Below are 25,619 nucleotides of genomic sequence, written 5' to 3'. Positions count from 1 at the left end.
ATAGCTAACTATCAATATCCATCTATAATGACCACTGATAATGCACATAAGAAAGGTTTTATACCGGTAATGCTCACCCCGTTCACCGACACGGGCGCAGTAGACCACCATGCGCTGGCCTCACTGACCGACTTTTATTTGCGTTCGGGCGTGGCCGGTCTGTTCGCCAATTGTCTGTCGAGCGAGATGTTCGAATTGAGCGACGAAGAGCGCTTACAGGTCATCCGGCAGGTGGTGAAAGTAGCAGATGGGAAGGTGCCCGTGGTAGCCACCGGCACTTTTGGCGGACCGATAGAGGACCAGGCCGATTTCATTAAAGAGGTTTATGATACCGGTGTTCAGGCCGTGATCGGCATCACAGGACTTATCGCCGGGCAAGATGAGACCGATGCTGTATTTAACCGGCGGATCGATCAGCTTTTGGAGTTGACCGATGAGGTGCCCCTTGGCTTCTACGAATGCCCGGTGCCCTACAAACGCTTGCTTTCGGCTGAGCAGTTGCACCAGTTCGCATCCACCGGGAGGGTGATCTATCATAAGGATACCTGTCTGGATATTGACCAGGTACGGGCTAAGGTAGATGCTACCGATAGCTTCCAGGCGTTCGGGCTATACGATGCTTACATGGTACACGCGGTGGAGTCGCTTAAAGCAGGGGCCAAAGGCCTTTCTTGCATACAAGGTAATTACTTTCCGGAGCTGATCGTATGGCTGTGCGACCATTATAATGACCCGGCACTCTCTGTTGAGGTCAATAAAGTACAACAGTTCTTTATCGATCACATGGATGTGATGCACCATGTGTATCCAACCGTATCCAAATACTACCTCCAAAAGCGCGGCGTCAACATTTCTACCTATACCCGCCGTGATGTTGGGTCATTCACCTCCGAGGTACGTAACAGTATCGATCAGCTTTTTGAAGATCATAAGATCCTACAGCAGGAGTTGGAGATAACCAGCGTATCGTGATCTTTCGGCGTCTCAAATGATTCGGTGCAGATTAAAGTAATATTAAAATTGAAGCGGTATTGTTAAATATTTTCCTGTATCTGCATTTAAAAATTATCAGTTTACTATTGCATATATAGCACGATGATGGCTTTAGCCTGATTTTTCGATGAAAATTTGGGTTTTGTAACCGGCTGATATTTTGAGGCTTAAAAATCGCAATGCTAACATCCTACAACAAATTGATAAAAAGGAGCAATAAAGGGCATATCGTAAAATTGATATTTGTAGAACTAACCAGTTTAAAGTAGCTAACCATTACTGAACCATTACCCGAATAAAGCATTCAAGACCGATCTGTGTGATCTTGTCATGTTCATTCGCCCGCAAATAGATCGATTTGTTTGCACGGTACCGTTCAACTAAATGACCGTTCGATCGCCTTTTACTGGTGCATGATCACAAAGCCAAAATTGATGCATAGTACTAATAAAGAGGTATTGTTAGTTGCCAGCGGCGACCTTCGCTTATCGGCCAACCAGAATTGCTGGGCCGCCCAAAGTGAGATGGAAGCGCTGTTGACCGCAGCCATTGAAAAGCAAGGGTACACTGTTAAGCGGGTTCATGCCTACGATGAGGTGAAGAAGCACGGTTTCATCGACTCTCAAAAAATGGGTATCGAGGTTTTCCGTGAGCTTGATCCTCAGCAGCCTATCATCGTGGCCGAAAGTGTTTGGCAATACACCCATCACGTGCTGGCCGGTTTGACCACACATGAAGGCCCCATCCTTACCGTTGCCAACTGGAGCGGTACATGGCCAGGTTTGGTAGGCATGCTCAATCTTAACGGATCGCTTACCAAAGCCGGCGTGAAATACAGCACCCTTTGGAGCGAAGAATTTACCGACAGCTTTTTTACCGATAAATTAAGCCAGTGGCTGCATACCGGTAACATCGAACATGACCAAAGCCACGTGCAAGGTTATGATGAGGTGAGCATACCACAGGCCGATGAGGACAAGGGGCAAGCCTTCGCCAAACAACTGAAAGCCAACAAGGCGATCATGGGTGTTTTTGACGAAGGTTGCATGGGCATGTTCAACGCCATCATTCCTGATGATCTGCTACACGCTACCGGCATTTTTAAAGAAAGATTGAGCCAATCATCGTTATACGCTGCCATGCAGTTAGTAAATGACGACGAGGCCCGCAAGATATTGGATTGGCTGCTGCAAAAAGGCATGACCTTTAACTGGGGCACTGATCTTGCCACTGAACTTACCGAAGCCCAGACCTTGGAGCAATGTAAGATGTACATCGCAGCTACCCGTATAGCCGATGAGTTCGGTTGTGATACGATTGGTATTCAATATCAGCAAGGCTTAAAGGACCTGACCGTTGCTAGTGACCTGGTGGAAGGTTTGCTCAATAACCAGGACCGCCCGCCTGTCTACTCGGCCGATGGCCGTGAGCTTTACGCAGGCGAGGCGCTTCCGCATTTCAACGAGGTGGACGAGTGTGCCGGCCTTGATGCTTTGGTGACCTACCATTTATGGAAAGAACTGGGCATGCCCGGTGAGACCACCTTGCATGACCTGCGTTGGGGTGCACACTTTGAAGGCAATGGCGTAAATGATTTTGTTTGGGAGTTCCTGATATCAGGTGCGGCCCCGCCGGCACATTTTGTAGGTGGTTATGAAGGCGCCTCAAGCGAGCGTCAGCCTGCCATGTACTTCCGCTTAGGCGGCGGTAGTCTGAAAGGTGTGAGCAAGCCAGGACACATCGTTTGGAGTCGTGTTTATGTTATGGATAACCAATTGCATTGCGACATAGGTGTGGGCGAATCGGTAGCGTTACCGCAAGCTGAGACCGACCGCCGCTGGGAACTATCCACCCCACAATGGCCTATCATGAACGCAACATTAAAAGGTGTTACCCGTGATCAAATGATGGCTCGTCATAAGGCGAACCACATACAGGTAGTGTATGCTACCAGCGAAAGCAAAGCACACGAGGCCTGCCGCATTAAAGCAGCGGCCCTGCGCCAACTGGGCATCAAGGTCCATTTTTGTGGTGATGTGCAACTGACCAATTCTGTTAATTAAAAGAGAGTATCGTGAAAATGATGAGAATTACGTTCGGCGTATTGATGACCCTGCTGTTAGCCTATGTGAACCCTGTAAAGGCACAGGATGCAGCTGTAGCGAAAGAATTAGCTTACCGCAAAGTGGTGTTCGACCGTTCGGCCAAGATCGTTAAGGGCCTCAACCTATCTGATTCGACACAAGCTTTAGCCGTTACCAACGTAGTAGCCAAACAATATCAGGACCTGAACGACATTTATGTGATCCGCGATAGCCGCAAGCAGGCCATCAAAGCCGAGACCGCAGGCAACAAAGAAGCTGCTGATGCTCAACTGAAAAAGCTAGAGGAAGAGACCGCAGTAAAGATCGACAAACTACACCCGCAATATTTGGAGCGTTTGAGCAAGGCTGGCCTTAACGCACAGCAGATCGATGCCATCAAAAATGGTATGACCTACAACGTATTGAACGTGACCATGAACGCATACAACAAGATGCTGCCTAACCTGACCGATGCGCAACGCACCCAGATCCTGGCCTGGCTAACCGAAGCCCGTGAGCGCGCGATGGATGCAGAGTCGTCGCAAAAAAAGCACGCCTGGTTCGGTAAATACAAAGGCCGTGTCAATAATTACCTGGCAGCTGCCGGCATTGACATGAAAAAGGAAGAAGCTGCCTGGCTGGCGCGCGAAAAAGAAGCTAAAAGCAATATGCAATAGTAGAAGATCAGGTCGTGCCGCTTAAAAGGCCGCATGACCTGTCATCGATATTCAACAGAACACAAATACCGATACATAAACCATAACGAATGAGATAGAAAGATCTACTTTTCCCCTCCCCAATTTTTGAGATAAACCCAATTCATGAACTTCACTAAATTCTAAAATGAAGAAAATTCTACTTTTCTTATCATTATGCTTCCTGACAGTCACCGTTTTTGCACAATCGCGTGTGATCACCGGTACGGTGGTAAGCAGTGATAAAAATGAACCTCTTGTTGGCGTTACCATCCAGGTAAAAGGAAGTAACACCGCCACCCAGACCGATGTGAACGGTAAGTTCTCCATCAAGGTCACCAACGCCCAGAACGTGGTATTGACGGTCAAATATGTTGGTTTTAACTACCAGGAGCACACCCTACGCGTTGGCGAGCAGAACCTGGATGTAAAAATGACCGCTTCTGCAGCTACGGCCTTACAGGAAGTGATCTTTACCGGGTACGGTGGTACCCAGAACAAGATCACCGCTACAGGCGCAGTATCAGCTGTTGACCTGAAAAAGGTAGAGGATGTTCCGGCGCTTAACGCATCAGCCTTGTTACGTGGTACCGCTCCTGGTATCAGCGTTTCGGGTGGTACTCAGCGTCCTGGTCAGTCGGCCACGATCACTATCCGTAACCCTACCGCTTTCGCTAAAGATGGCGGTCAAGGTACCAACCCTTTATTCGTTATTGATGACGTGATCAGAAGCCAGTCGGACTTTGACCTTTTAGACCCTGTACTGATCGAGAGCATCAACATCCTTAAAGATGCTGAAGCTGCGATCTACGGTGTGTCAGGTGCTAACGGTGTTATATTGGTGCGTACCAAAAGAGGACGTCAGGGTGCTCCTCGTGTAAGCTTTAGCAGTTCATTAGGTATCTCTAATGCCACCATGCTGCCTAAGTTCATGAACTCGACCCAATTGGCTACCTTTAATAATGACTATAACCAAAGCCGTGCGGCACAAGCAACTGCTATAACCGGCTTAGGAGCAAGCAACTCTTACATTGCTGATCCCAGCTTTGTCCCTAACTACTATAATGCTGATGGTTTCCTGGTACGTCCGGGCAACACCGTTACCAATGGTGTGGTTTTCGGTACCGGCACAAGCACTACTGATGCTACCCGTAATACGGCATGGTATACCCCTGATGAGTTGGCGTATTATGCCAATAACAGCACTAATTGGTTAAAAGAAGCTTTTCAGAATGCGCAAGTTTGGCGCGAAGCTGTGAGCATAAGCGGTGGTACTGATAAAGTGACCTATTTTGTGGGTGCTGATTATGTTAATCAGAACTCAAATTTTAAAGGCATAAACTCTAATAAATACGGTATCAGAGCTAACGTCGAGATCAAACCAGCAAAAGGATTGACCACCTCCGTGTCATTAAGTACCGACGTTGGTTACTCGAAAAGCTATTGGTACAAACTGAATAGTACTACTGAATCGCTCGATAACGACGTGGCGACCTTGCAGAACGTTCAGCCTTGGCAACAATACTTCATCAACGGCATGCCGGTCATCCTGGGCGCCTCTACTACAGGTGGTATCGATAATATCAACTACTTCCAGATCCGTGATTCAAATAACTTTACCAGTTCAAAGAACTATGTGACCAATATACTGGGTAAGATCAATTATGAGATCCCTGGCGTTAAAGGGTTGACCGCTACTGCTACATTCAACAAGAACATCAATAACACATTGGGTAAACAATTCGGTACCGGCTTTGCGTATGCCCGTTACTCAGGTACTGGTACTAACTTCCACATCCCTGGTGGTACGCTGTTGAGCGTGACCAACATCCTTAACGGCGACAGGGTGCGTTTGAATCCTGTATTTGCCGATAGCTACCAGTTGGATGCCGGCTTAAATTATAGCCGTAGCTTTGGTAAACATACCATATCGGCCATTGCCCTTTGGGAGCAACGTGAGGCCAACTCTGAGGGCGTAGCCGGTCAGGCCGATAACGTGGTACCAGGTGCATTGCCTTACCAAACCTTTACCACAGGTGTAACCAGCTCAACTCAAACCAGCCAGTTAAGCACTACCGGTTTCCAATCGCTGATCACCCGTTTAAATTACTCATACGCCGACAGATACCTGTTGCAACTGATCTATCGTCGTGACGGTAGCTCACGTTTTGCTCCGGGTCAGAATTGGGGCGGCTTCCCTGCAGCTTCAGTGGGCTGGGTGCTTTCTCAAGAGAATTTCTTTAAGAACAAGGTCAACTGGGTAGACCTGTTCAAAGTACGTGCCTCGGTAGGTATAGTGGGTACCGATAATACCAGGCCATACCAATACCAGGCCAACTATCAGGCACTTGTTGGAACCAACGGTGGCCCGGTGTTTAATGAAGGTGTTAGAGGAGTGGCGATCAGGCCAAACCTGGCGATCCCTAACATTAACGTGACCTGGGATAAATTCACCAAGCTGGATTACGGTCTGGATATGGCGTTCTTACGTAACCGTTTATCGTTCTCTGCCGATTACTTTTATACTTATGGTTACGACATGCTGACCACTTTGTCGTCAAACGTGCCAGCGACCATTGGAGCGGCCGTTCCTACCGAGAACTTTGGCAAAGTTAATACGTTCGGTTATGAATTACAGTTGACCTGGCGCGATAATGTGGGTAAGTTCTCTTACAGCTTTAGCCCATTCTTTGCCTGGAACGACAACAAATATGTAAAGTATGACCTGGCGTCGGGTCTGGTAGGTACCGTTCAGGATCTTACCGGCCGTTCAGGAGACCCCGGCGTATTCGGTTATAAGTCATTAGGTATCATCCGTACACAAGAGGAAGCTAACGCGATCATCGCATCACGTGCAGCAGCAGCGGGCGGCGCAGCCAACGTAAAGATTTTTGGTGAGCGCATTATGCCGGGTATGATCAACTATGAAGATCTTAACGGCGATGGTGTGATCAGTACTGATAACTCAGACCAAAAATACCTGACCAAAAAAGCATCTAACCACAATAGCCTTGGTTTGAACTTTAACGTAGGTTATGGTCCGGTTAGCATGAACGTGATCATGGGCATGTCATGGGGTGGCTGGACCAACATTGACGGTAGAAAACCATTTAATCAGTCAAGCAGCGGTGCATCTATCTATGATAACCGTCCGGTTTACTGGGCCGATCACTGGACCCCGACCAACACTAACGCCAGGTTCCCTGCGCCAGGCTACCTGACCAACTATGACGTCACCAGCGATTTTTGGTTAGTACGTGCCACATCGTTCAGCGTTACCAATGCAACATTGAATTTTGCAGTGCCTAATAACTGGGCAAGCAAGATCGGTTTGGCAAGCGCTCGTTTTTTTGTCACTTCAACCAACCCTGTACAGTTCATCAATCCGTTCCCTAACGGCTATCGCGATCTTCAAACCGGGCTATATAGTTACCCGACCTTAAGAACAGTATCATTAGGTTTAAATATTGGTCTATAAAAGTTAACATCATGAAAAGAACATCTCTATATATCATAGCAGCTTTTGGTGTTGCGATCAGCGCAAGCAGCTGTAAAAAAGTACTGGAGAAACAAGATCTGGGCAACTTTACCGCGGCTCAAGTATACAATGACTCTGTTACGGCTAAATTGAGTGTTGATTATTTGTACACCCAAAACCAGCCAGTATGGTTCGGTAACACAGGTGGTTCGATCAGCAGCAGCATCAGTACGCTTAGTGACGAGCAGTATTCCAATAACGCATTTACCAGTGGCTCTTTGACCATTGCCTCTGTGACCGATATCGGCGTAGCTAACTCTAATGGTAACAACTACGGTAAGATCCGTTTTATCAACATGTTCCTGCGCGATATCAATGCGGGAACACTTGCACCCGCAGTAAAAAGAAGATTTGCCGCACAGGCCTATTTTTGGCGAGCTTATCGCTACTTCGAATTGATGAGGATATACGGTGGCGTACCACTGGTTAGCGCTCCGCTTGACGCAGTAGGCGACGAAGCCAAAAAAGCAGCTTTATTACCTCGTAGTAGTGCAGCGGCTACCTTAGCGCTGATCAAGAGCGATCTGGATTCATGCGTAAGATACCTACCGGGTAAATGGCCAAATGCTAATGACTATGGTCGTGTCACTTCAGGCGCTGCTGCCGCATTCCTGGGCAGGGTATTGGTAGAGTATGCCAGTCCTTTGTTCAACCCAAATAACGATCAAACTCGTTGGCAAGCAGCTTACGATGCCAACCTAAATGCGGTGAACATCTTGAAAGCAAATGGTTTTGGCTTGTACAATAAGTTCGACTATACCATGTGGACCAACGAAAAGAATAGCGAGCAAGTACTGGCTACTCAATTCAATACGGATCAAACCGACAATGGTCGCGCAAGCAACACTTACACCAACAACACCATACCACGTTCACTGAGCACTGGTAGTGGATCTAACCAACCGACGTGGGATATGGCTAGAGCATTCCCGATGAAGGATGGTAAGGATACCTTGACCTCAAAGTATCCATATTCCCAGCAAACGTTCTACAAGAACCGTGATCCGCGCTTTGATCAAACCATCGCTTACAATGGTGCTTTGTGGCCGTTATTGGGCAATAGCAATTATCGCGTGTGGACCTATTACTATCCTAACAATAAGAGCAACGCCTCTCAGTTACAAACTACCGAGCCCGTAGCAGCAAGCTCTACAGGCCTCTACCTTCGAAAAGCCATCGACCCGGGTATCACTGCTGATAAATTACAATTCGGTGGTACCGATTGGTTAGAGATCCGTTACGCCGAGGTTCTGTTGAACTTAGGTGAGGCAGCTGCCGAACTTGGCAGATTAGGTACCGGTGATGAAGCTTATGCAGGTATCATTGCGTTAAGGCAGCGCGCTGGCATCGAAGCGGGCGATGGCCTGTACGGTTTGACCGCTGGCATGACCAAAGCTCAAATGATCACCGCGATCATGAAAGAAAGACAGATCGAATTTGCTTTTGAAGGTAAACGTTTTTGGGACCTGCGCAGAAGAAAACTGCTGATCAGCACCCTGAACGGCCGCCGTAGATTGGGTGTTGTCTTCGCGTTGAACAACAATACTACCTATACTGACTACATAGCAAGTACACGTGATGCTTCAGCCAACACTAACTTCGATACCTTTTACGCTACTAACTTTAGGGTGTTGACCAAATTCATGGATACTACACCTATCGCTTATCAAACCGCGGCAGAGTATTTTTACGGCTTGCCTATCGGTGCGCTTAACAATAACGTTAACCTGCAACAAACAGTAGGTTGGGGTGGAACCTTCGACCCATTGCAATAACAACATCATCAAGTCCATAGAAAAGGGGAGAGCGCAAGCTTTCCCCTTTTTTGTTAGACACTTATTGTATCATGTTAACACTCTGGACCGTCGTTTCGATGAATGTGATACGAGGGATGATCAGTTGTTCAAGCTACAAAGATCATTCAGGGAGCTGTTTTTGTAACATGTTCGCTATATATAGGGCTTTATGATGCCTGACAAGGCAAATGACAATATTTTACAGCACTATGTTAATATGATACAAAAAAGGCCGATGCCGACGTTGCATATTTGAATAGTAAAATTAGAAAACCTGATATTACCTAAGTTTTCCTGAAAGCTCATCGCATCTGAACGTAAAGGCTCTTGAGAGGTCGCTTTTGTTCAGTATATGATATTGCCGATCAGGCCCATTACCAACAGACCAAGAAACGTAAAATGAAGAGAACATCCCTTGTACTCACCTTGTGCGCCGCAGCATCCTTCGTGAAGCCGGCATTCGCGCAATACCCACAAATACCTGCTGACATCGCAGCCGCATCGAACGCCATGATGAAAGAGGCTACCCGTAAGTCAGACTCGGCGTGGAAAGTAGCATACACGCAAGTTGACTATGATATGCGTCACGGTAAGCCGTTCATTCCATGGGCTGCCCGTCCTACCGACCTTCCACAATCAGAAATTTTAGCATTCCCGGGTGCCGAGGGTGGCGGCGCGCACTCGTTCGGTGGCCGCGGTGGTAAAGTTTACGTGGTCACCAGTTTGGCCGATAGCGGTCCGGGTACACTGCGCTGGGCCTGCGAGCAGGGTGGCGCTCGTATCATCGTCTTCAATGTTTCGGGTATCATCCGTATCAAAAGCCCGATCATCATCAGGGCACCATACATCACCATCGAAGGCCAATCAGCTCCTGGTATGGGCGTGTGCGTAGCGGGCGAATCTGTTTGGATCAATACACATGATGTGGTATTACGCTACATGCGTTTCCGCCGTGGCGAAACGAACGTTGGCCGTCGTGATGATTCATTGGGTGGTAACCCGGTGGGTAACATCATTATCGATCACTGCTCTACCAGCTGGGGTTTGGATGAGAACATGTCCATCTATCGTCACATGTTCGATCCGGGCGACGGTACCAAAGAGCAAAAGCTGGGCACCGTCAACGTGACCATCTCTAACTGTATCTACTCAGAATCATTAGACACCTGGAACCATGCCTTTGGTAGCACCACCGGTGGCGAGAACAGCATGCTGGTACGCAACCTTTGGGCTGATAATACCGGTCGTAACCCTTCGGTAGGTTGGAACGGTATATACAATTTTGTGAACAACGTGGTATTTAACTGGGTGCATCGCACCATGGACGGTGGTGATTACACAGCTAAATTCAATATCATCAACAACTACTTCCAGCCAGGACCGGCCACCCCACGTGATAATAACGTAGGCCACCGCATCCTGAAGCCAGAATCTGGCCGTTCAAAATTGAAAGAGCGCGTGTTCGGTATGGCTTATGTGAATGGTAACGTGATGGAGGGTTATCCAAAAGTAACTGCCGATAACTGGGATGGTGGCGTGCAGGTAGATGAATTGCCTGACACCGGTCCTTACAAAGATTACATGAAGTGGAACAAGCCATTCCCGATGCCTCCGGTAAAGATCCTGTCGGCTACTGAAGGTAAACAATTCGTGCTGACCAACGCAGGTGCTACCTTGCCGGTACGTGATGCGGTGGATCACCGTATAGTTAAGCAGGTGGCCACAGGTAAGATCGAATACAAAGAAGGTGTGAAGTTGCCTGCAACGCAGTTCGAGCACCGTCGTTTGCCTATCGATTCGTACAAGATCGGTATCATTACCGACCCATCGCAGGTTGGTGGTTATCCTGATTACAAAGGTACTCCCTATAAAGACAGCGATAATGACGGTTTGCCAGACGATTGGGAAAAAGCTCATGGCCTGAACCCCAACAATGCTGCCGATTCACCAGCTATGGCCAAAAATGGCGGCGGTTACAGCAACATCGAAGTGTACTTGAACGAGCTTGCCAAAAAAGGTGAGAAAGGCGTAGTTAAAGGAAAATAGTAAACCATAGATATGGACAAAAGGTCCGGCTATTTCATGGTCAGAACAATTACGGCCTGCCTGTTAGGGTGCATGTTCACACATGCGCCCTTATTAGCGCAAAAGGCCAAAGTGGTGAAACCGCAACCGCCGGTTAGTGCCGACAAGGGTGGCAAGCTCATCTATGCGCTTGAAGCCAAAGGCGATCGCATACCTGATTATTCGTACTGCGGTTACATGGCCTCCGAGCAGGCCATACCTACCGTGGCGGTCAAGGTGGTGGTACCGGTAAAGCCGGGAGACGCTACCTTGCGTATCCAGGCGGCACTTGATCATGTGGCCGGATTGCCAATGGGTAAGGACGGCTTTCGGGGTGCGGTATTGCTGCAGAAAGGAACTTACACCGTTAACGGTAGTTTGAAGCTCAAAGCCTCGGGCGTAGTGCTCAGGGGTAGTGGGATGACCGCTAACGGCACCACGCTGATCGCCGCCGGTACCGATAGGCAAACGTTTATCAGGGTATACGGTCAGCAAGACCGTATTCATACTGACAGCGCACAGATCACCGATGCGTATGTGCCGGTGAATGCCATGACCTTTCATATCGGCGGTGGCAGGTTCAAGGCTGGCGATATGGTGAGCATCCGCCGCCCAAGCACCAAAAAATGGATCGACCTTTTAAAGACCGACCAGTTTGGCGGGGGAATATCTGCATTAGGTTGGAAACCCGGCGAACGCGACATCGTTTGGGATCGTAAGATCACGCAGGTGTCGGGGAATACCATCACCATCGATGCGCCGCTTACCACCGCTTTAGATACCGCTTACGGTGGCGGCATTATTACCGCTTACAACTGGCCCGGCCGGGTGCAAAACATAGGCATCGAGAACCTGCATCTGGTATCAAGCTATGATACACGCAACCCAAAGGACGAAGCGCACCGCTGGATGGCGATCACTTTAGAGAATGTACGCGATGCTTGGGTACGCCAGGTCACTTTTGAGCATTTTGCCGGTTCGGCCGTTTTCGTGCTCGAGACCGGTAGCCGCGTCACCGTGCAGGATTGCAAGTCATTAGCGCCGGTGTCTGAAATAGGTGGATATCGGCGCAATACTTACTGGACCATGGGCGGTCAGACCTTGTTCGAGCGCTTATATGCTGAGCACGGTTATCATGATTACGCCGGAGGTTTTTGCGCTCCGGGCCCTAATGCCTTTGTGCAATGCCAGGCATGGCAGGCCAATAGCTTTAGCGGCGGTATCGATAGCTGGGCATCGGGCGTATTGTTCGATGTGTTCATGATGGATGGCAATGCGCTAAGCTTCATGAACCGGGGTCAGGACGGGCAGGGTGCCGGATGGAGTGCAGCCAACAGCCTGTTCTGGAATTGCAGTGCCGCCCGTATCGATTGTTATCAACCGCCAGGTGCACAGAACTGGGCCTTTGGCTCATGGGCGCAATTTGCGGGTGATGGTTACTGGGGCGATTCCAACAACTCGATCAGCCCGCGCAGCTTTTATTACGCACAACTTAAAGAACGTTTAGGCCACGATGTAGCCAAGCAGGCCGACATACTCGACATCAGTACTGATGCATCAAGCTCACCCTCAGTAGAGGTGGCGCAGCAACTGACCGCGGCCGCCGTAGCACCAGCTGTGACCATAGCCGACTGGATAGATGGTGCATCTAAACGCAATCCCATTTCTTTAAATGCCGCCGGTGCTAAAAGCATCGACGAGATAGGTGTTAAAGGGTTGGCAAGAGTTGCTATGGCACCGGCCATGAAAGTGAGCAACGGATGGCTGGTACGTGGCAATACCGTATTGAGCGGTATGCATTACGAAACACCGTGGTGGAATGGTACGGTTAAACCTGTTTATTTAAAAAAGAACGCCAAACCGGCACTCACCCGATGGGTTCCCGGCCGTACCGGTACAGGCCTTACAGACGATGTGACCGAGGTGTCAGACTGGATGCAAAAGCGCAACATCGTCGTATTTGAGCAGAATTATGCCTTATGGTACGAACGCCGCCGCGATGATCATGAGCGTGTGCGCCGTATGGATGGCGATGTTTGGGCACCTTTTTACGAACTGCCATTTGCGCGCACCGGTCGCGAAACGGCCTGGGATGGCTTAAGCAAATATGACCTGACCGCTTACAACAAATGGTACTGGGGCCGCCTGAAGCAATTTGCCGATCTGGCCGATCAGCGTGGACAGGTACTCATCAATCAAAATTATTTTCAACACAACATCATCGAGGCAGGTGCACATTATGCCGATTTCCCTTGGCGCCCGGTCAACAACGTGAATAATACCGGTTTCCCTGAGCCGGTGCCTTACGCAGGTGATAAACGCTTGTTCATGGCCGAGCAGTTCTATGATGTGAACCACCCGGTAAGGCGAAAACTGCACCAGCAGTTCATCCGTCAAAATCTGGAAGCATTTGCCGGTAACAACGGCGTGATCCAACTGATCGGTGCTGAATATACTGGCCCGCTTAATTTCACCAAGTTCTGGGTGCAAACCATCCAGCAGTGGGAAAAGGAAAAAGGCAAAAAAGAACTAATTGGCCTAAGCACCACCAAAGATGTACAGGACGCGATCTTGGCTGACGCTACCCTGACCTCGGTCATTGACGTGATCGATATTCGCCAATGGCACTACCAGGCCGATGGCAAGACCTATGAACCTAAAGGCGGGCTGAACCTGGCCCCACGTCAGCATGCCCGTTTGCTAAAACCTAAAGCTACCTCATTTGAGCAGGTATACCGTGCGGTGCACGAGTATCGTGCCAAGTATCCGTCAAAAGCGGTGGTGTACTCAGGCGATGGCTTTGACCGTTATGGCTGGGCCGTCTTCATTGCTGGTGGATCGTTGCCGGTATTGCCTAAAGAGGTCGATCAAAAGCTTTTGGCAGCCGCATCTACGATGAAGGGAATTGAACTGGCCGGTCAGCCGCAGGATCAGTGGGCGCTGGGCAATGCTTCAAAAGAATACATCATTTACACCGCTACAGGTACGGTGACACCGCTGGCATTGGAGGCTAACGCTTCCTATCAGGCGACCTGGATCGATGCGCGTACAGGCAAGGCCACTGCCGTTAAAACGGTAAAAGGCGCTGATATGAACCAATGGCAGGGTGCCAACGGCGCTGGCCTGCTATGGCTAAAAAGAATTTAAGACATGTTCAAAAAGATCATTTATACGCTCACACTGGTGGCAGTGATAGGGTTGGCCTTTAAAGCTCATAATGCCGGCCTGCCGCTGCTTAAGGTGTCAGATAACCATCGCTATTTTTCTACCCCCGATGGTAAGCCCTTCTTTTGGCTGGGTGATACTGGCTGGCTGCTGTTCTCCAAATTGGACCGTGCAGAGGCCGAAAAATATTTGGAGATACGCCGCAAGCAAGGCTTCAATGTGATACAGGTGATGGTGATCCATGACATTAAAGAAACGAATGCTTACGGCGATTCGGCCTTGGTAAACAAAAATATTGCCCACCCAGCGGTCACACCGGGTGCTAACCCCGACAATGAAGCTGAGTACGATTATTGGGACCATGTCGACTACATCGTCGATCTGGCTGCCCAAAAAGGCATTTATATGGCCATGGTACCGGTTTGGGGTTCGGTGGTCAAATCGAAGAACCACGATGTGCCTGCCGAAAAGGCGAAGGTCTACGCTGAATTTTTGGCCAAACGTTATAAAGATCGCAGCAACGTGATCTGGATGAACGGTGGCGATATTGCCGGAAGCGACAGCACCCGCGTGTGGAACACTATAGGCGAGACCTTGCGCGCAGGTGACCCCGACAAGCTGATCACTTATCATCCGCGCGGACGCACCCAATCATCTACTTGGTTCCATAACGAGAACTGGCTGGATTTTAATTGCTTCCAATCAGGGCACCGTACTTATGCCCAGGATACCTCTAAAAAAGATTTGAAATATGGCGAGGACAATTGGAAGTACGTGAACGTGGACTACGCCAAAACGCCCATCAGACCCACGTTTGATGCCGAACCATCATACGAGAAGATCCCATACGGTTTGCACGATGTAAAGCTGCCCCGCTGGAAAGCCGCGGATGTTCGCCGCTATGCCTACTGGTCGGTATTTGCCGGTGGTTGTGGCTATACCTATGGCAATAACGATGTGATGCAAATGCACAAGCCAACCGACAAGAGCAGCGCGTACGGCTCAAAAGAATACTGGTACCAGTCGGTGAATGATCCGGGTGCAAAGCAAATGGTCTACATCAAAGAGCTGATGTTGTCGCGTCCATACTACGAGCGCGTGCCGGATCAGTCGCTGATTGCGGGCAAACAAGGTACGCGTTACAATTACCTGCTGGCCACACGCGGCAAAAATTACGCGTTCATCTATACTTACACTGGCCGGAATATCAGTGTAAATACCGCCAAGTTGCCGGGTATCAAGATCAAAGCTTCATGGTTCGATCCGCGCACGGGCAAGATCACTGCCGGAATTACTCAAGCTAAAGCCAGAGTGCTGAACTTTAACCCACCGGGAGAACCTAAGAAAGGTAACGACTGGGTGCTGATCCTGGATGCGGTATAGATAAGTGGAAATGAGAAGTGCTTTGATCCATATTAGAAACATGTCATCGCGAGCGATAGCGCGGCGACCCAGTACGCGTGGGTTCGCTTCGTCGTTGTCACTCCTCGCAATGACATGCTTTTTGATGCTGCTATCATCCTGCGCGTCAAAAAAAAGCGCTTACCTGTTCACCTCGTTCCACGAACCGGCTAATGAAGGTTTGCGCCTGCTATATAGCTATGATGCCTGGAACTGGACCGACCTCGACCATATTTTTGTTAAGCCCGAGATAGGTGATGCCAAGATCATGCGCGATCCATCTATGGTACAAGGTCCTGATGGAACCTTCCATTTGGTGTGGACCACCGGCTGGAAAGGCGACCAGGGTTTTGGTTACGCCAATTCAAAAGACCTGATCCATTGGTCGGCTCAGCAGCACATCAATATCATGAGTACCGAGCCTACCACCGTGAACGTATGGGCGCCCGAGATCTTTTATGATGATGAGGCCAAACAGTATATCATTGTGTGGGCATCTACCATCCCGTTCCGCTACCCAAAAGGGCAGGAGGATGAGAATAACAACCATCGCTTGTATTACACCACCACTACTGATTTCAGGTCTTTCTCGCCAGAAAAACTGTTCCTTGATCCCGGTTTCAGCGTGATCGATGCACAGATCCTGAAGCGTGGCAAAGGCGACTACGTGCTGGTGATGAAAGATAATACCCGGCCTAACCGTAACATACTGGTGGCTTTCGGCAATAGCCCGCTCGGTCCGTACCATGACTATAGCAAACGCTTTACTGAGTTGTTTTCTGAAGGCCCTAATGCGGTGAAGACCGATAAAGGCTGGCTGATCTATTATGATTCGTACCGCTTAAAAAGATATGGCGCCATGAGCACTACTGATTTCAAGACCTTCGAGGATGTGTCGGACAAGGTGAAGGTGCCAGAGGGGCACAAACACGGCACCATTGTAAAGGTAAGCCGCCGAACCCTCGAACAATTAAAGAAAAGCATCGGGAAGTAAACCACCGGTGCATCAAGTATTCTATTGATAATGATGAAGAAGCTTTTGATCGCTACTTATATATTAAGTTCTTGCATGGCTGCGGCACAGGCGCAGGATACGGTGCATTACACCGGAAATACTGTTTCTAACGTCGATTACCACCACGGTCAGCTAACCTCGGTAGTGGGTGTGCACAGCAAACAGATCTTCCGGGCTAACCGCGAGCATCCTGAAATGGCCGAAGGCTTTGGCTGGACCTATAACCACGCGCCCATGCTGGCCTATTGGAACAAAACGTTCTATGTAGAGTACCTGAGTGATAAGGTAGGCGAGAGCATCCCACCAGGCCAAACGCTCATGATCACCTCAAAAGATGGTGGCAATAATTGGAGCAAGCCGGAAGTGATCTTCCCCCAATACAAAGTACCTGATGGTACCACCAAGCTCGATAAGCCCGGCCTGGTAGCCAAAGACCTGATGGCCGTGATGCATCAGCGCATGGGTTTTTATACTTCTAAAAGCAACCGGCTGTTGGCCTTGGGCTTTTACGGCATCTGTTTAGATGAGCACGATGACCCTAACGATGGACAGGGCATTGGCCGCGTGGTACGTGAGGTGTTGCCTAACGGCAAGTACGGCCCGATCTACTTCATCCATTATAACCCTAAATGGAACGAGAGCAATACCTCGTACCCATTCTATAAAAAAAGTAAGGACAAAGGGTTTGTGCAGGCTTGCGATGAGTTGATGGCCAACCCGCTCATGATGATGCAATGGGTAGAGGAGACTGACCGCAAAGACCCGTTGATCCCGCTAAAAAAAGAATATAAGGCCTTTAACTACTATCACCTGCCTGATGGCCGTGTGGTAGGCTTGTGGAAAAATGCCCTGACCTCGATCAGTACCGATAACGGTAAGACCTGGCCACAGAACGCCGCCCGCGCCCCTCGCGTGATCAACAGCAATGCCAAGATCTGGGGCCAAAAGACCAGCGATGGTCAGTATGCATTGGTGTACAATCCATCAGAGTTCCGCTGGCCACTGGCTGCCTCAGTAAGCAAGGATGGCTTGAATTATACCAACCTGCTGCTCATCAATGGCGAGATATCTACCATGCGTTACGGAGGTAACTACAAATCATACGGTCCGCAATATGTGCGCGGCATTATTGAAGGTAACGGCACTCCGCCCGATGGTAAGATGTGGGTCACCTACAGCATGAATAAAGAGGATATTTGGGTATCATCGATCCCCGTGCCTTTGACAGAGATAGCCAAGACCCATGCCAATGAGGATTTTGCCATGATGCCGGCCGGAAAAGAATTGGACAACTGGAACTATAACAGTGCCATGTGGGCGCCGGTGGGTATCGAGAAAGGTCCTGACGGGGAGAAAGCTTTAGCCATTAAGGACAAGGACCGTTACGAATATGCCAAAGCCGAACGCGTGGTTCCTGAAAGTAAGAAACTGGAGACCGAGTTCACCATCATTCCGGCGCAGAACAATAATGGTCAGCTTGATATCGAGTTCCAAAACGAGAAGGGTATGGCAGCAATCCGCTTGACCTTCGATTCGACAGGTGTACTGCGTGGCAAAGCCGGTTATCGCGCCAAAAACTTCATGAAGTATGAGGCAGGCAAAGCATACACTGTGAAATTGAGGCTCAATACCGATACCCGGTTCTACACCATCAATATCAATGGTAAGGATCTGTCGCCGTCGTTGTTCTTTCAACCGGTGATCAGCGTGCGCAGCGTGGTGTTCCGTACCGGCGATGTGCGCCGTTTCCCGGATGCCGATACGCCTACCGATCAAAGCTATGACCTTAAAAAGGCAGGTGATCCGGTGAAAGAGGCGGCCTATTACATTAAGTCATTCAAGACAGAAGCATTCTGATGTTGCGCTATCCAAAACAGATCATCCTTTCTTTAGCTGCTGGCCTGTGCGCATTGAGCAGTAAGGCCGATGTGGTATTGCCTAAGATATTAGGCAACAGCATGGTATTGCAACGCAATCAGCCCGTGCCGGTGTGGGGCACCGCCAACATGGGCGAAAAGGTGACCGTAAAGTTCGGCAAACAGACCAAGGGTGCGATCGCTGATGCGGCCGGCAACTGGAAGATAATGCTCGACCCAATGCCTGCCTCGGCCAAAGGCCAGGACCTGACCATCACCGGCAACAACAAGATCACGCTGACCGATATACTGGTAGGCGAAGTGTGGTTATGCTCGGGTCAAAGCAACATGCAGTACGAGATGCGCAAGAACGGCAAGGTCAACCGACCCGATACCAGCACCGCCAACTCGCCGATAGATGAGGTGGAGCGTGCACATGACCCAGGCATCAGGGTATTTATGACCGACCGTAAGAAACAGTTAAAGCCAGACCCTGAGCATAACGGCTGGAGCATAGCCCAGGATTCAGCCTTAAGGTCCTTCTCGGCGGTGGGTTATTTTTTCGCTAAGAAATTGAAGGCTGAGCTCAAGGTGCCGGTGGGCATGATCTGCTCGGCAGTGAGCGGCGTGCGCATCGAGACCTGGGTCGATACCACCGCATACGAGGCCGAACCATATTTTAAGACCGTAAAGGTAAATGCCGACCATGGTAAATTCTATTACCCCATGATCAGGACCATCGCTCCGTTCGCGCTCAAAGGTTTTTTATGGTACCAAGGCGAAAGCAACGTAGGCGAGACCATCAGCTACACCTACAAAATGAAGGTGCTGATCGATAGCTGGCGTAAGCTATGGCAAAACAACAAGCTGCCTTTCTATTACGTGCAGTTGGCGCCGTTCCTCAACTCACAGGACAAGAAATTTACGACCGAAAGTCTGCCCGAGTTCAGGGAGGCACAGGCACAGGTGATGAAGGTACCGCACACCTTCATGATCGTGACCACCGACCTGAACGATAACATCAAGAACATTCACCCGCCGTTTAAGTGGGAGGTGGGCCGCCGCCTGGCGCTGGTAGCGCTTGGCCGCACTTACGGCTTCAAGAACGAGTATTCGGGACCGATCTACAAGAGTATGGCCGTTAGCCGTGATCAGATCATTCTGTCGTTCGATCACGTGGGCAAAGGGCTCATCAGTCATGACGGTAAACCGCTCAACTGGTTCACCATTGCCGGGGCCGATGGAAAATTTGTACCGGCCAATGCCATGATCAAAGATGATCAGGTGATCTTATCGGCAACCGACGTTAAAAAACCTGTGGCTGCCCGCTTTGCCTGGGGCGAAAGCGCTCAGCCTAACTTTTATAATAAAGATGGTTTGCCTGCCATGCCTTTCCGCACGGATAGCACCATCAGCTTCAAACCTGTTTATTGAGATCGTTGACCATGACACCTGCCCGCTTTTATACCTTCCTGATCTGCCTGTTGGCTTTTGCAGCACAACAAGCTTCAGCGCAGGATACGCAGCGCATGTACCTGTCGGGCACAGGTAGCGACCACACCGTTAAATGGCAGTTCTACTGCACGGCCGGCCCTAACTCAGGCAAGTGGACCACCATACCTGTGCCATCCAACTGGGAGTTACAGGGCTTTGGTAAGTATGATTACGGCTGGGCCAAGGATACCGTACGCGGTAAAGAGAAAGGTCTGTACAAATACGAATTCAAAGTACCGGCAGCCTACAAAGGCAAGGTGGTTCAACTGGTATTTGAAGGCGCCATGACCGATGTTGACGTCAAGATCAATGGCAAGCCTGCCGGGCCAACACATCAGGGGGCGTATTATGCTTTTAAGTATGATGTGTCGTCGTTATTAAAATATGGCGGTGCCAATGTTTTGGAAGCCACGGTCGCCAAGCACTCGGCCAACAAGTCGGTGAATGAGGCAGAACGCAAAGGTGATTTTTGGATCTTTGGGGGTATCTTTCGCCCGGTGTATCTGCAGGTGTTGCCGGTACAGCACATCAGCCGCATATCATTAGATGCACAGGCCAATGGTGAATTTAGGTCGAACGTTTACCTGAAAGGCGCACCAGCCGGAAGCACCGTATCGGCACAGATCTTTACTACTTCGGGTCAAAAGGTAGGCAGTGCGTTCATGTCAAAAACAACGACCGACTCGGTGATCACCATGCAAACCAAAGTTGCATCGCCCAAACTATGGTCGCCCGAGGAACCTAATTTATACAAGGTGGAGTTCAGTCTTACTCAAAACGGCAAGGTAGTACACACCATCACTAAACGCTTTGGTTTCCGCACCGTAGAAGTTAAACAGCGCGACGGGGTTTATGTGAATGGCTATAAGATCAAGTTCAAGGGTGTCAACCGTCACTCATTTTGGCCAACCACTGGTCGCGCTTTGAACAAAACGCGCAGCATTGAGGATGTAAAGATGATGAAGGACCTGAACATGAACGCCGTACGCATGTCGCACTACCCGCCCGATGATCACTTTTTGGACGTGTGCGATTCATTAGGGCTTTTTGTGATGGACGAGCTGGCCGGCTGGCACGGTCATTATGATACGCCTACCGGTACCAAGCTGGCCAAAGCATTGATCGAGCATGACGAGAACCATCCGTCGGTAGTGTTTTGGATCAATGGCAACGAGGGTGGACACAATTACGAGCTTGACCCCCTGTTCCGCAAACTGGATATGCAAAAGCGCCCTGTGATACATGCCTGGGAAGATTTTGGCGGATTTGATACACAGCATTACCGTGATTACAACTACGGTATTGGAAGCTACAATCACGGTCACAGCATTGTGATGCCTACCGAATTTTTGCATGGCCTGTATGATGGCGGCAGCGGCGCCGGTTTAGAGGACTACTGGACCATGATGTGGAACGACCCGCTATCGGCAGGTGGCTTTTTATGGGACTTTGCCGATGAAGGCGTTGTACGTACCGATAAGAACGGCATGGTAGACACCGATGGCAACCAGGCGGCTGACGGTATAGTTGGCCCGTACCATGAAAAAGAGGGAAGCTATTTTACGGTGAAAGAGATATGGGCGCCGGTGTTCTTCGAGCGCCGTGAGATCGCCTCAGGTTTCGATGGCGTGTTCCATATCGAGAACCGGTACAACATCACCAACCTTAACCAATGTAAATTCACGGGCAAACTGGTACGCGTGAGCGATACTTACGGCAAGGCAAAACCTGCCGAATTGGACCTGGCTATCGCATCGCCCAACATTGAGCCGATGAAAAAAGGCGACCTGAAAGTGAACCTGCCATCTGACTTTAAAAGCTACGACCTCTTATATATCACCGCTATCGACCGTTACGGCCATGAGTTGTTCACCTGGAGCTGGCCGATCGCCCGCCCTGAAAAGGTGGCCCGCAAACTGGTGGTGAAAGATGGTAAAGGCAATGTCAAGGTAGAACAGACCGATTCGCTGTACCAGGTATCGGCCAACGGCATCAAACTATCGTTCAGCAAAACTACCGGGCTGCTGCGCGAGGTGGAGAACGCTAAAGGAAAGATACCTTTCACCAACGGACCGATCCTGCAGGAAGGGGAGACCAACTTCAAGAACTTCACCCAAAAGATGGATGGCAAAGCGGTGGTGATCGAATCGACCTTTGATAAAAAGAGCGCGTTCAATACCCTGCAATGGACCATTTACCCGACCGGTTGGGTTAAAATGAAGGTTCGTTATTTTCCGGGCGATTACTTTACCAACTTCGTGGGTGTCAACTTCTCGTTCCCCGAAAAGACGGTTAAAAGCGTAGAGTACATGGGCAGCGGCCCATACCGCGTGTGGAAGAACCGCATGAAAGGCACCAAGCTGGGTGTTTGGAAAAAGGACTACAATGACACTGAGACCGGCGAAAAATGGGTTTACCCGGAATTTAAGGGATATCACGCCAATATGTACTGGCTAAAATTCAATACCACAGGTCAGCCGTTCACGGTTGTGGCCGAGGATGAGGATACCTTTTTCCGATTGTTCTCGCCAAAACCGCATGATGATCAGTGGCATAATTACGTGATCAAGTTCCCTTCGGGCGATATATCATTCATGCAGGGCATCAGCGCCATTGGCAACAAAACGCTGGGTGCCGAAGATACCGGGCCGGCAGGTATGAAGAACATCTATTACGATTACGACAAAACGCCGATGCGCGCCAAGGAACTCAACTTGTACTTTGACTTTTCAGGAAGATAATGAAGATATTCAAACATATACAGCAACTTTTATGGGTAACTGCCTGCATTTGCCTGACTGCCGTATCAGCCTTTGCTGCCGATATCCAGCTCAATGACCTGCGCTGCGAGATGCTGGTGAACCCGCAGGGTATCGATGTTACGGTACCCCGTTTAAGCTGGAAAATGACCGGCACCGGCCGCGGCATCGAGCAAACGGCCTACGAGGTATTGGTCGCCTCGTCGCCTGCCAAGCTGGCCGCCGGTCAGGGCGATCTTTGGACCTCGGGTAAGGTAGCTTCCAACGCATCTATCATGGTGTCCTACGCCGGTAAAGCACTCACCAGCCGCATGGCTGCTTACTGGAAAGTAAAAGTATACACCACCAAAGGCCAAAGTGCCTGGAGCACGCCTGCCAAATGGAGTATGGGTTTGTTGCTGCTATCTGACTGGAAAGGCAAGTGGATAGGCTGGGAAAAGGGTTTTGCATGGGATAGTATAGCCAAGTTCTCGCGTTTATCAGCACGTTATTATCGCAAGGAGTTCGCTTCGGCAGCTAAGGTGAAACGGGCTATGGTATACATATCGGGTCCGGGTCATTACGAGTTGTATGTGAACGGCAAATACATCAGTAATGATGTGCTGACCCAAATGCCAACCGATTATAACAAGTCGGTACAATACACCACTTACGATGTGACCCCCAATGTTAAGCCGGGTAAGAACGCCATAGGCGCTGTATTAGGCAACGGCCGGTATTTTACCATGAGGCCGATCTATAAACCTAAAAAGGTAAAGGAGTTCGGGTTCCCTAAGCTGCTGTTACAATTGGATATCGAGTATGAGGACGGCCATCACCAGATCGTAGCCAGTGATCAGAGCTGGCGCATGACCGCCGACGGCCCCATCCGCAGCAATAATGAATACGATGGCGAAGAATATGATTCCAACAAAGAACTCACCGGCTGGAACAGGATCGATTACAATGCCGCTAAATGGCTTACGCCGCAATTGGTGCCTGCCCCGCCCGGCAAACTGGTGGCGCAAATGAGCGAACCGATCAAGGTAATGAGCACCATCAAGCCTCAAAAGCTAACCCAGCTTAAACCCGGCACCTGGATCATGGATATGGGCCAGAACATGACCGGCTGGCTCAAATTTAACGTGAAAGGCAAAAAAGGCGACAAGGTTACCCTGCGCTTTGCCGAGACCTTGCAAAAGGATGGTAGCCTGTACATAGCTAACCTGCGTGATGCCAAGGTGACCGACATCTACACCCTGAAAGGCGCCGCACAGGAGACCTGGCACCCGGTGTTCGTGTTCCATGGTTTCCGTTATGCCGAGATAACCGGTTACCCGGGCAAGCCTAAGGCCGAAGATTTTGTGGGCGAGATGGTATATGATGATCTGGCCACGATCGGCCAGTTCGAGACCTCTAATAAGGTGATCGATCAGGTGTACCAGAATACATGGTGGGGTGTGGCTGGTAATTACAAAGGCATGCCGGTGGATTGTCCGCAACGCAACGAGCGTATGCCCTGGTTGGGTGACCGTGCCACGGGCTCATTGGGCGAGAGCTTCATCTTTGATAACCAAAAACTGTATGCCAAGTGGATGGATGATATCGAGCAATCGCAAACCGCCGAAGGTGCTATACCTGACGTGGCCCCCGCCTATTGGAACTATTACAGCGATAACATGACCTGGCCGGCCACCTACATCCTGCTGGCCGATATGGAATACAAGCAGTTCGGTGATATTCGCCCGGCGCAAAAGCATTACGCCTCCATGAAAAAATGGCTCGACTACATGAAAGCCAAATACATGAAGGACTACATCGTCACCAAAGACAAATACGGCGACTGGTGCGTTCCGCCTGAATCGCCTGAGTTGATCCACGCCAAGGATAGCAGCCGCACTACCAACGGTCAATTACTGGCTACGGCCTACTACCACCGTATGCTGTTTCTGATGAAACGCTTTGCCAAAATGTTCGGCAAGGAAGAGGACGCTAAAGAGTTCGGTGCCTTGCAATCGAAGATCGCCGATGCGTTCAATGCCAAATTCTACAACGCGCAAACACAGCAATATGATAACGGCACCGTGACCGCCAACCTGCTGCCGCTATACTTTGACATCACGCCTGTGGCTAACCGTAAGGCCGTGTTCGCCAACATTGTGAAACGCGTCACCACCACCGATAACTACCACATTGCCACCGGCGTGATCGGTACGCAATGGCTCATGCGTGGACTGACCGAGTACGGCCGCCCTGACCTGGCCTACCGATTGGCTACCAATAAAGATTACCCAAGCTGGGGCTACATGGCCGAGCACGGCGCCACCACCATTTGGGAGCTTTGGAACGGCGATACGGCTAACCCAAGTATGAACTCGGGTAACCACGTGATGTTGTTGGGCGACCTGGTTGTGTGGTACTATCAGAACCTCGCCGCCATCAAGGCTGGCATCGATAAGCCTGGCTTCAAGCAGGTGATCATGAAGCCCACCCTGCCCGAAGGCCTCGACTTTGTAAAAGCATCGTACCAAACGCCCTACGGCCTGGTGAAAAGCAGTTGGAAAAAAGGCAGCAACTTCACCTGGGATGTCAGCATACCGGCCAATTCGGTGGCGCTGATATCGGTACCGTCAAAAGCCGCCGATGCGGTGACGGAAGGCGGCAAAAAAGCTGCTGAGGCCGAAGGCTTGAAGTTCGTGAAGTTCGATAATGGTTACGCAGTTTACGAGGCAGGTTCGGGTGACTACCACTTCCGATCAAGCCTGTAAGTTCCTATAAAG

General features: G+C 49.9%; 13 protein-coding genes. All 13 read left to right on the top strand.

The window, feature by feature from the left end:
- Positions 1-27 precede the first annotated feature (27 nt).
- The 13 genes from LLH06_RS17995 (at position 28) to LLH06_RS17935 (ending at position 25,607) form a co-directional block, all read left to right on the top strand.
- Complete coding sequence (locus tag LLH06_RS17995; RefSeq protein WP_228170676.1) at positions 28-972, top strand: dihydrodipicolinate synthase family protein; 945 nt, start codon at positions 28-30, stop codon at positions 970-972.
- A 434-nt stretch (positions 973-1,406) separates the two neighbouring features.
- Positions 1,407-3,056, top strand: a complete 1,650-nt coding sequence (locus LLH06_RS17990; protein ID WP_228170675.1) for a fucose isomerase — start codon at positions 1,407-1,409, stop codon at positions 3,054-3,056.
- 17 nt (positions 3,057-3,073) lie between these two features.
- The gene (locus LLH06_RS17985; protein ID WP_228170674.1) at positions 3,074-3,754 is read left to right on the top strand and encodes a DUF3826 domain-containing protein; all 681 of its coding nucleotides are present in this window, start codon (positions 3,074-3,076) and stop codon (positions 3,752-3,754) included.
- A 166-nt stretch (positions 3,755-3,920) separates the two neighbouring features.
- The gene (locus tag LLH06_RS17980; protein ID WP_228170673.1) at positions 3,921-7,250 is read left to right on the top strand and encodes a SusC/RagA family TonB-linked outer membrane protein; all 3,330 of its coding nucleotides are present in this window, start codon (positions 3,921-3,923) and stop codon (positions 7,248-7,250) included.
- Between the two features lie 11 nt (positions 7,251-7,261).
- Positions 7,262-9,085, top strand: a complete 1,824-nt coding sequence (locus LLH06_RS17975; protein WP_228170672.1) for a RagB/SusD family nutrient uptake outer membrane protein — start codon at positions 7,262-7,264, stop codon at positions 9,083-9,085.
- Between the two features lie 420 nt (positions 9,086-9,505).
- Positions 9,506-11,152 carry a polysaccharide lyase gene (locus LLH06_RS17970; RefSeq protein ID WP_228170671.1) on the top strand — a complete coding sequence of 549 codons (1,647 nt, stop codon included), beginning with the start codon at positions 9,506-9,508 and terminating at the stop codon, positions 11,150-11,152.
- A gap of 12 nt (positions 11,153-11,164) precedes the next feature.
- The gene (locus tag LLH06_RS17965; RefSeq protein WP_228170670.1) at positions 11,165-14,317 is read left to right on the top strand and encodes a DUF6298 domain-containing protein; all 3,153 of its coding nucleotides are present in this window, start codon (positions 11,165-11,167) and stop codon (positions 14,315-14,317) included.
- 3 nt (positions 14,318-14,320) lie between these two features.
- A complete protein-coding gene (locus LLH06_RS17960; RefSeq protein WP_228170669.1) occupies positions 14,321-15,718 on the top strand; it encodes a glycoside hydrolase family 140 protein in 1,398 nt (465 codons plus the stop codon).
- A 124-nt stretch (positions 15,719-15,842) separates the two neighbouring features.
- On the top strand, positions 15,843-16,730 hold the full coding sequence (locus LLH06_RS17955) for a glycoside hydrolase family 43 protein (protein ID WP_228170668.1): 888 nt from the start codon (positions 15,843-15,845) through the stop codon (positions 16,728-16,730).
- A 30-nt stretch (positions 16,731-16,760) separates the two neighbouring features.
- Positions 16,761-18,608, top strand: coding sequence for an exo-alpha-sialidase (locus tag LLH06_RS17950; RefSeq protein ID WP_228170667.1), 1,848 nt, complete (start codon positions 16,761-16,763; stop codon positions 18,606-18,608).
- On the top strand, positions 18,608-20,041 hold the full coding sequence (locus tag LLH06_RS17945; RefSeq protein ID WP_228170666.1) for a sialate O-acetylesterase: 1,434 nt from the start codon (positions 18,608-18,610) through the stop codon (positions 20,039-20,041). The genes LLH06_RS17950 and LLH06_RS17945 overlap by 1 nt, the downstream gene beginning before the upstream one ends.
- Positions 20,042-20,052: 11 nt before the next feature.
- Positions 20,053-22,842, top strand: a complete 2,790-nt coding sequence (locus LLH06_RS17940; RefSeq protein WP_228170665.1) for a glycoside hydrolase family 2 protein — start codon at positions 20,053-20,055, stop codon at positions 22,840-22,842.
- Positions 22,842-25,607 carry an alpha-L-rhamnosidase gene (locus LLH06_RS17935; protein WP_228170664.1) on the top strand — a complete coding sequence of 922 codons (2,766 nt, stop codon included), beginning with the start codon at positions 22,842-22,844 and terminating at the stop codon, positions 25,605-25,607. Before LLH06_RS17940 ends, LLH06_RS17935 begins: the two co-directional genes overlap by 1 nt.
- The last annotated feature ends 12 nt before the right edge of the window (positions 25,608-25,619 follow it).

The sequence above is a fragment of the Mucilaginibacter daejeonensis genome, assembly GCF_020783335.1.
In the GTDB taxonomy this organism is placed as follows: domain Bacteria; phylum Bacteroidota; class Bacteroidia; order Sphingobacteriales; family Sphingobacteriaceae; genus Mucilaginibacter; species Mucilaginibacter daejeonensis.
This window is presented reverse-complemented; position numbering and strand designations above follow the sequence as displayed.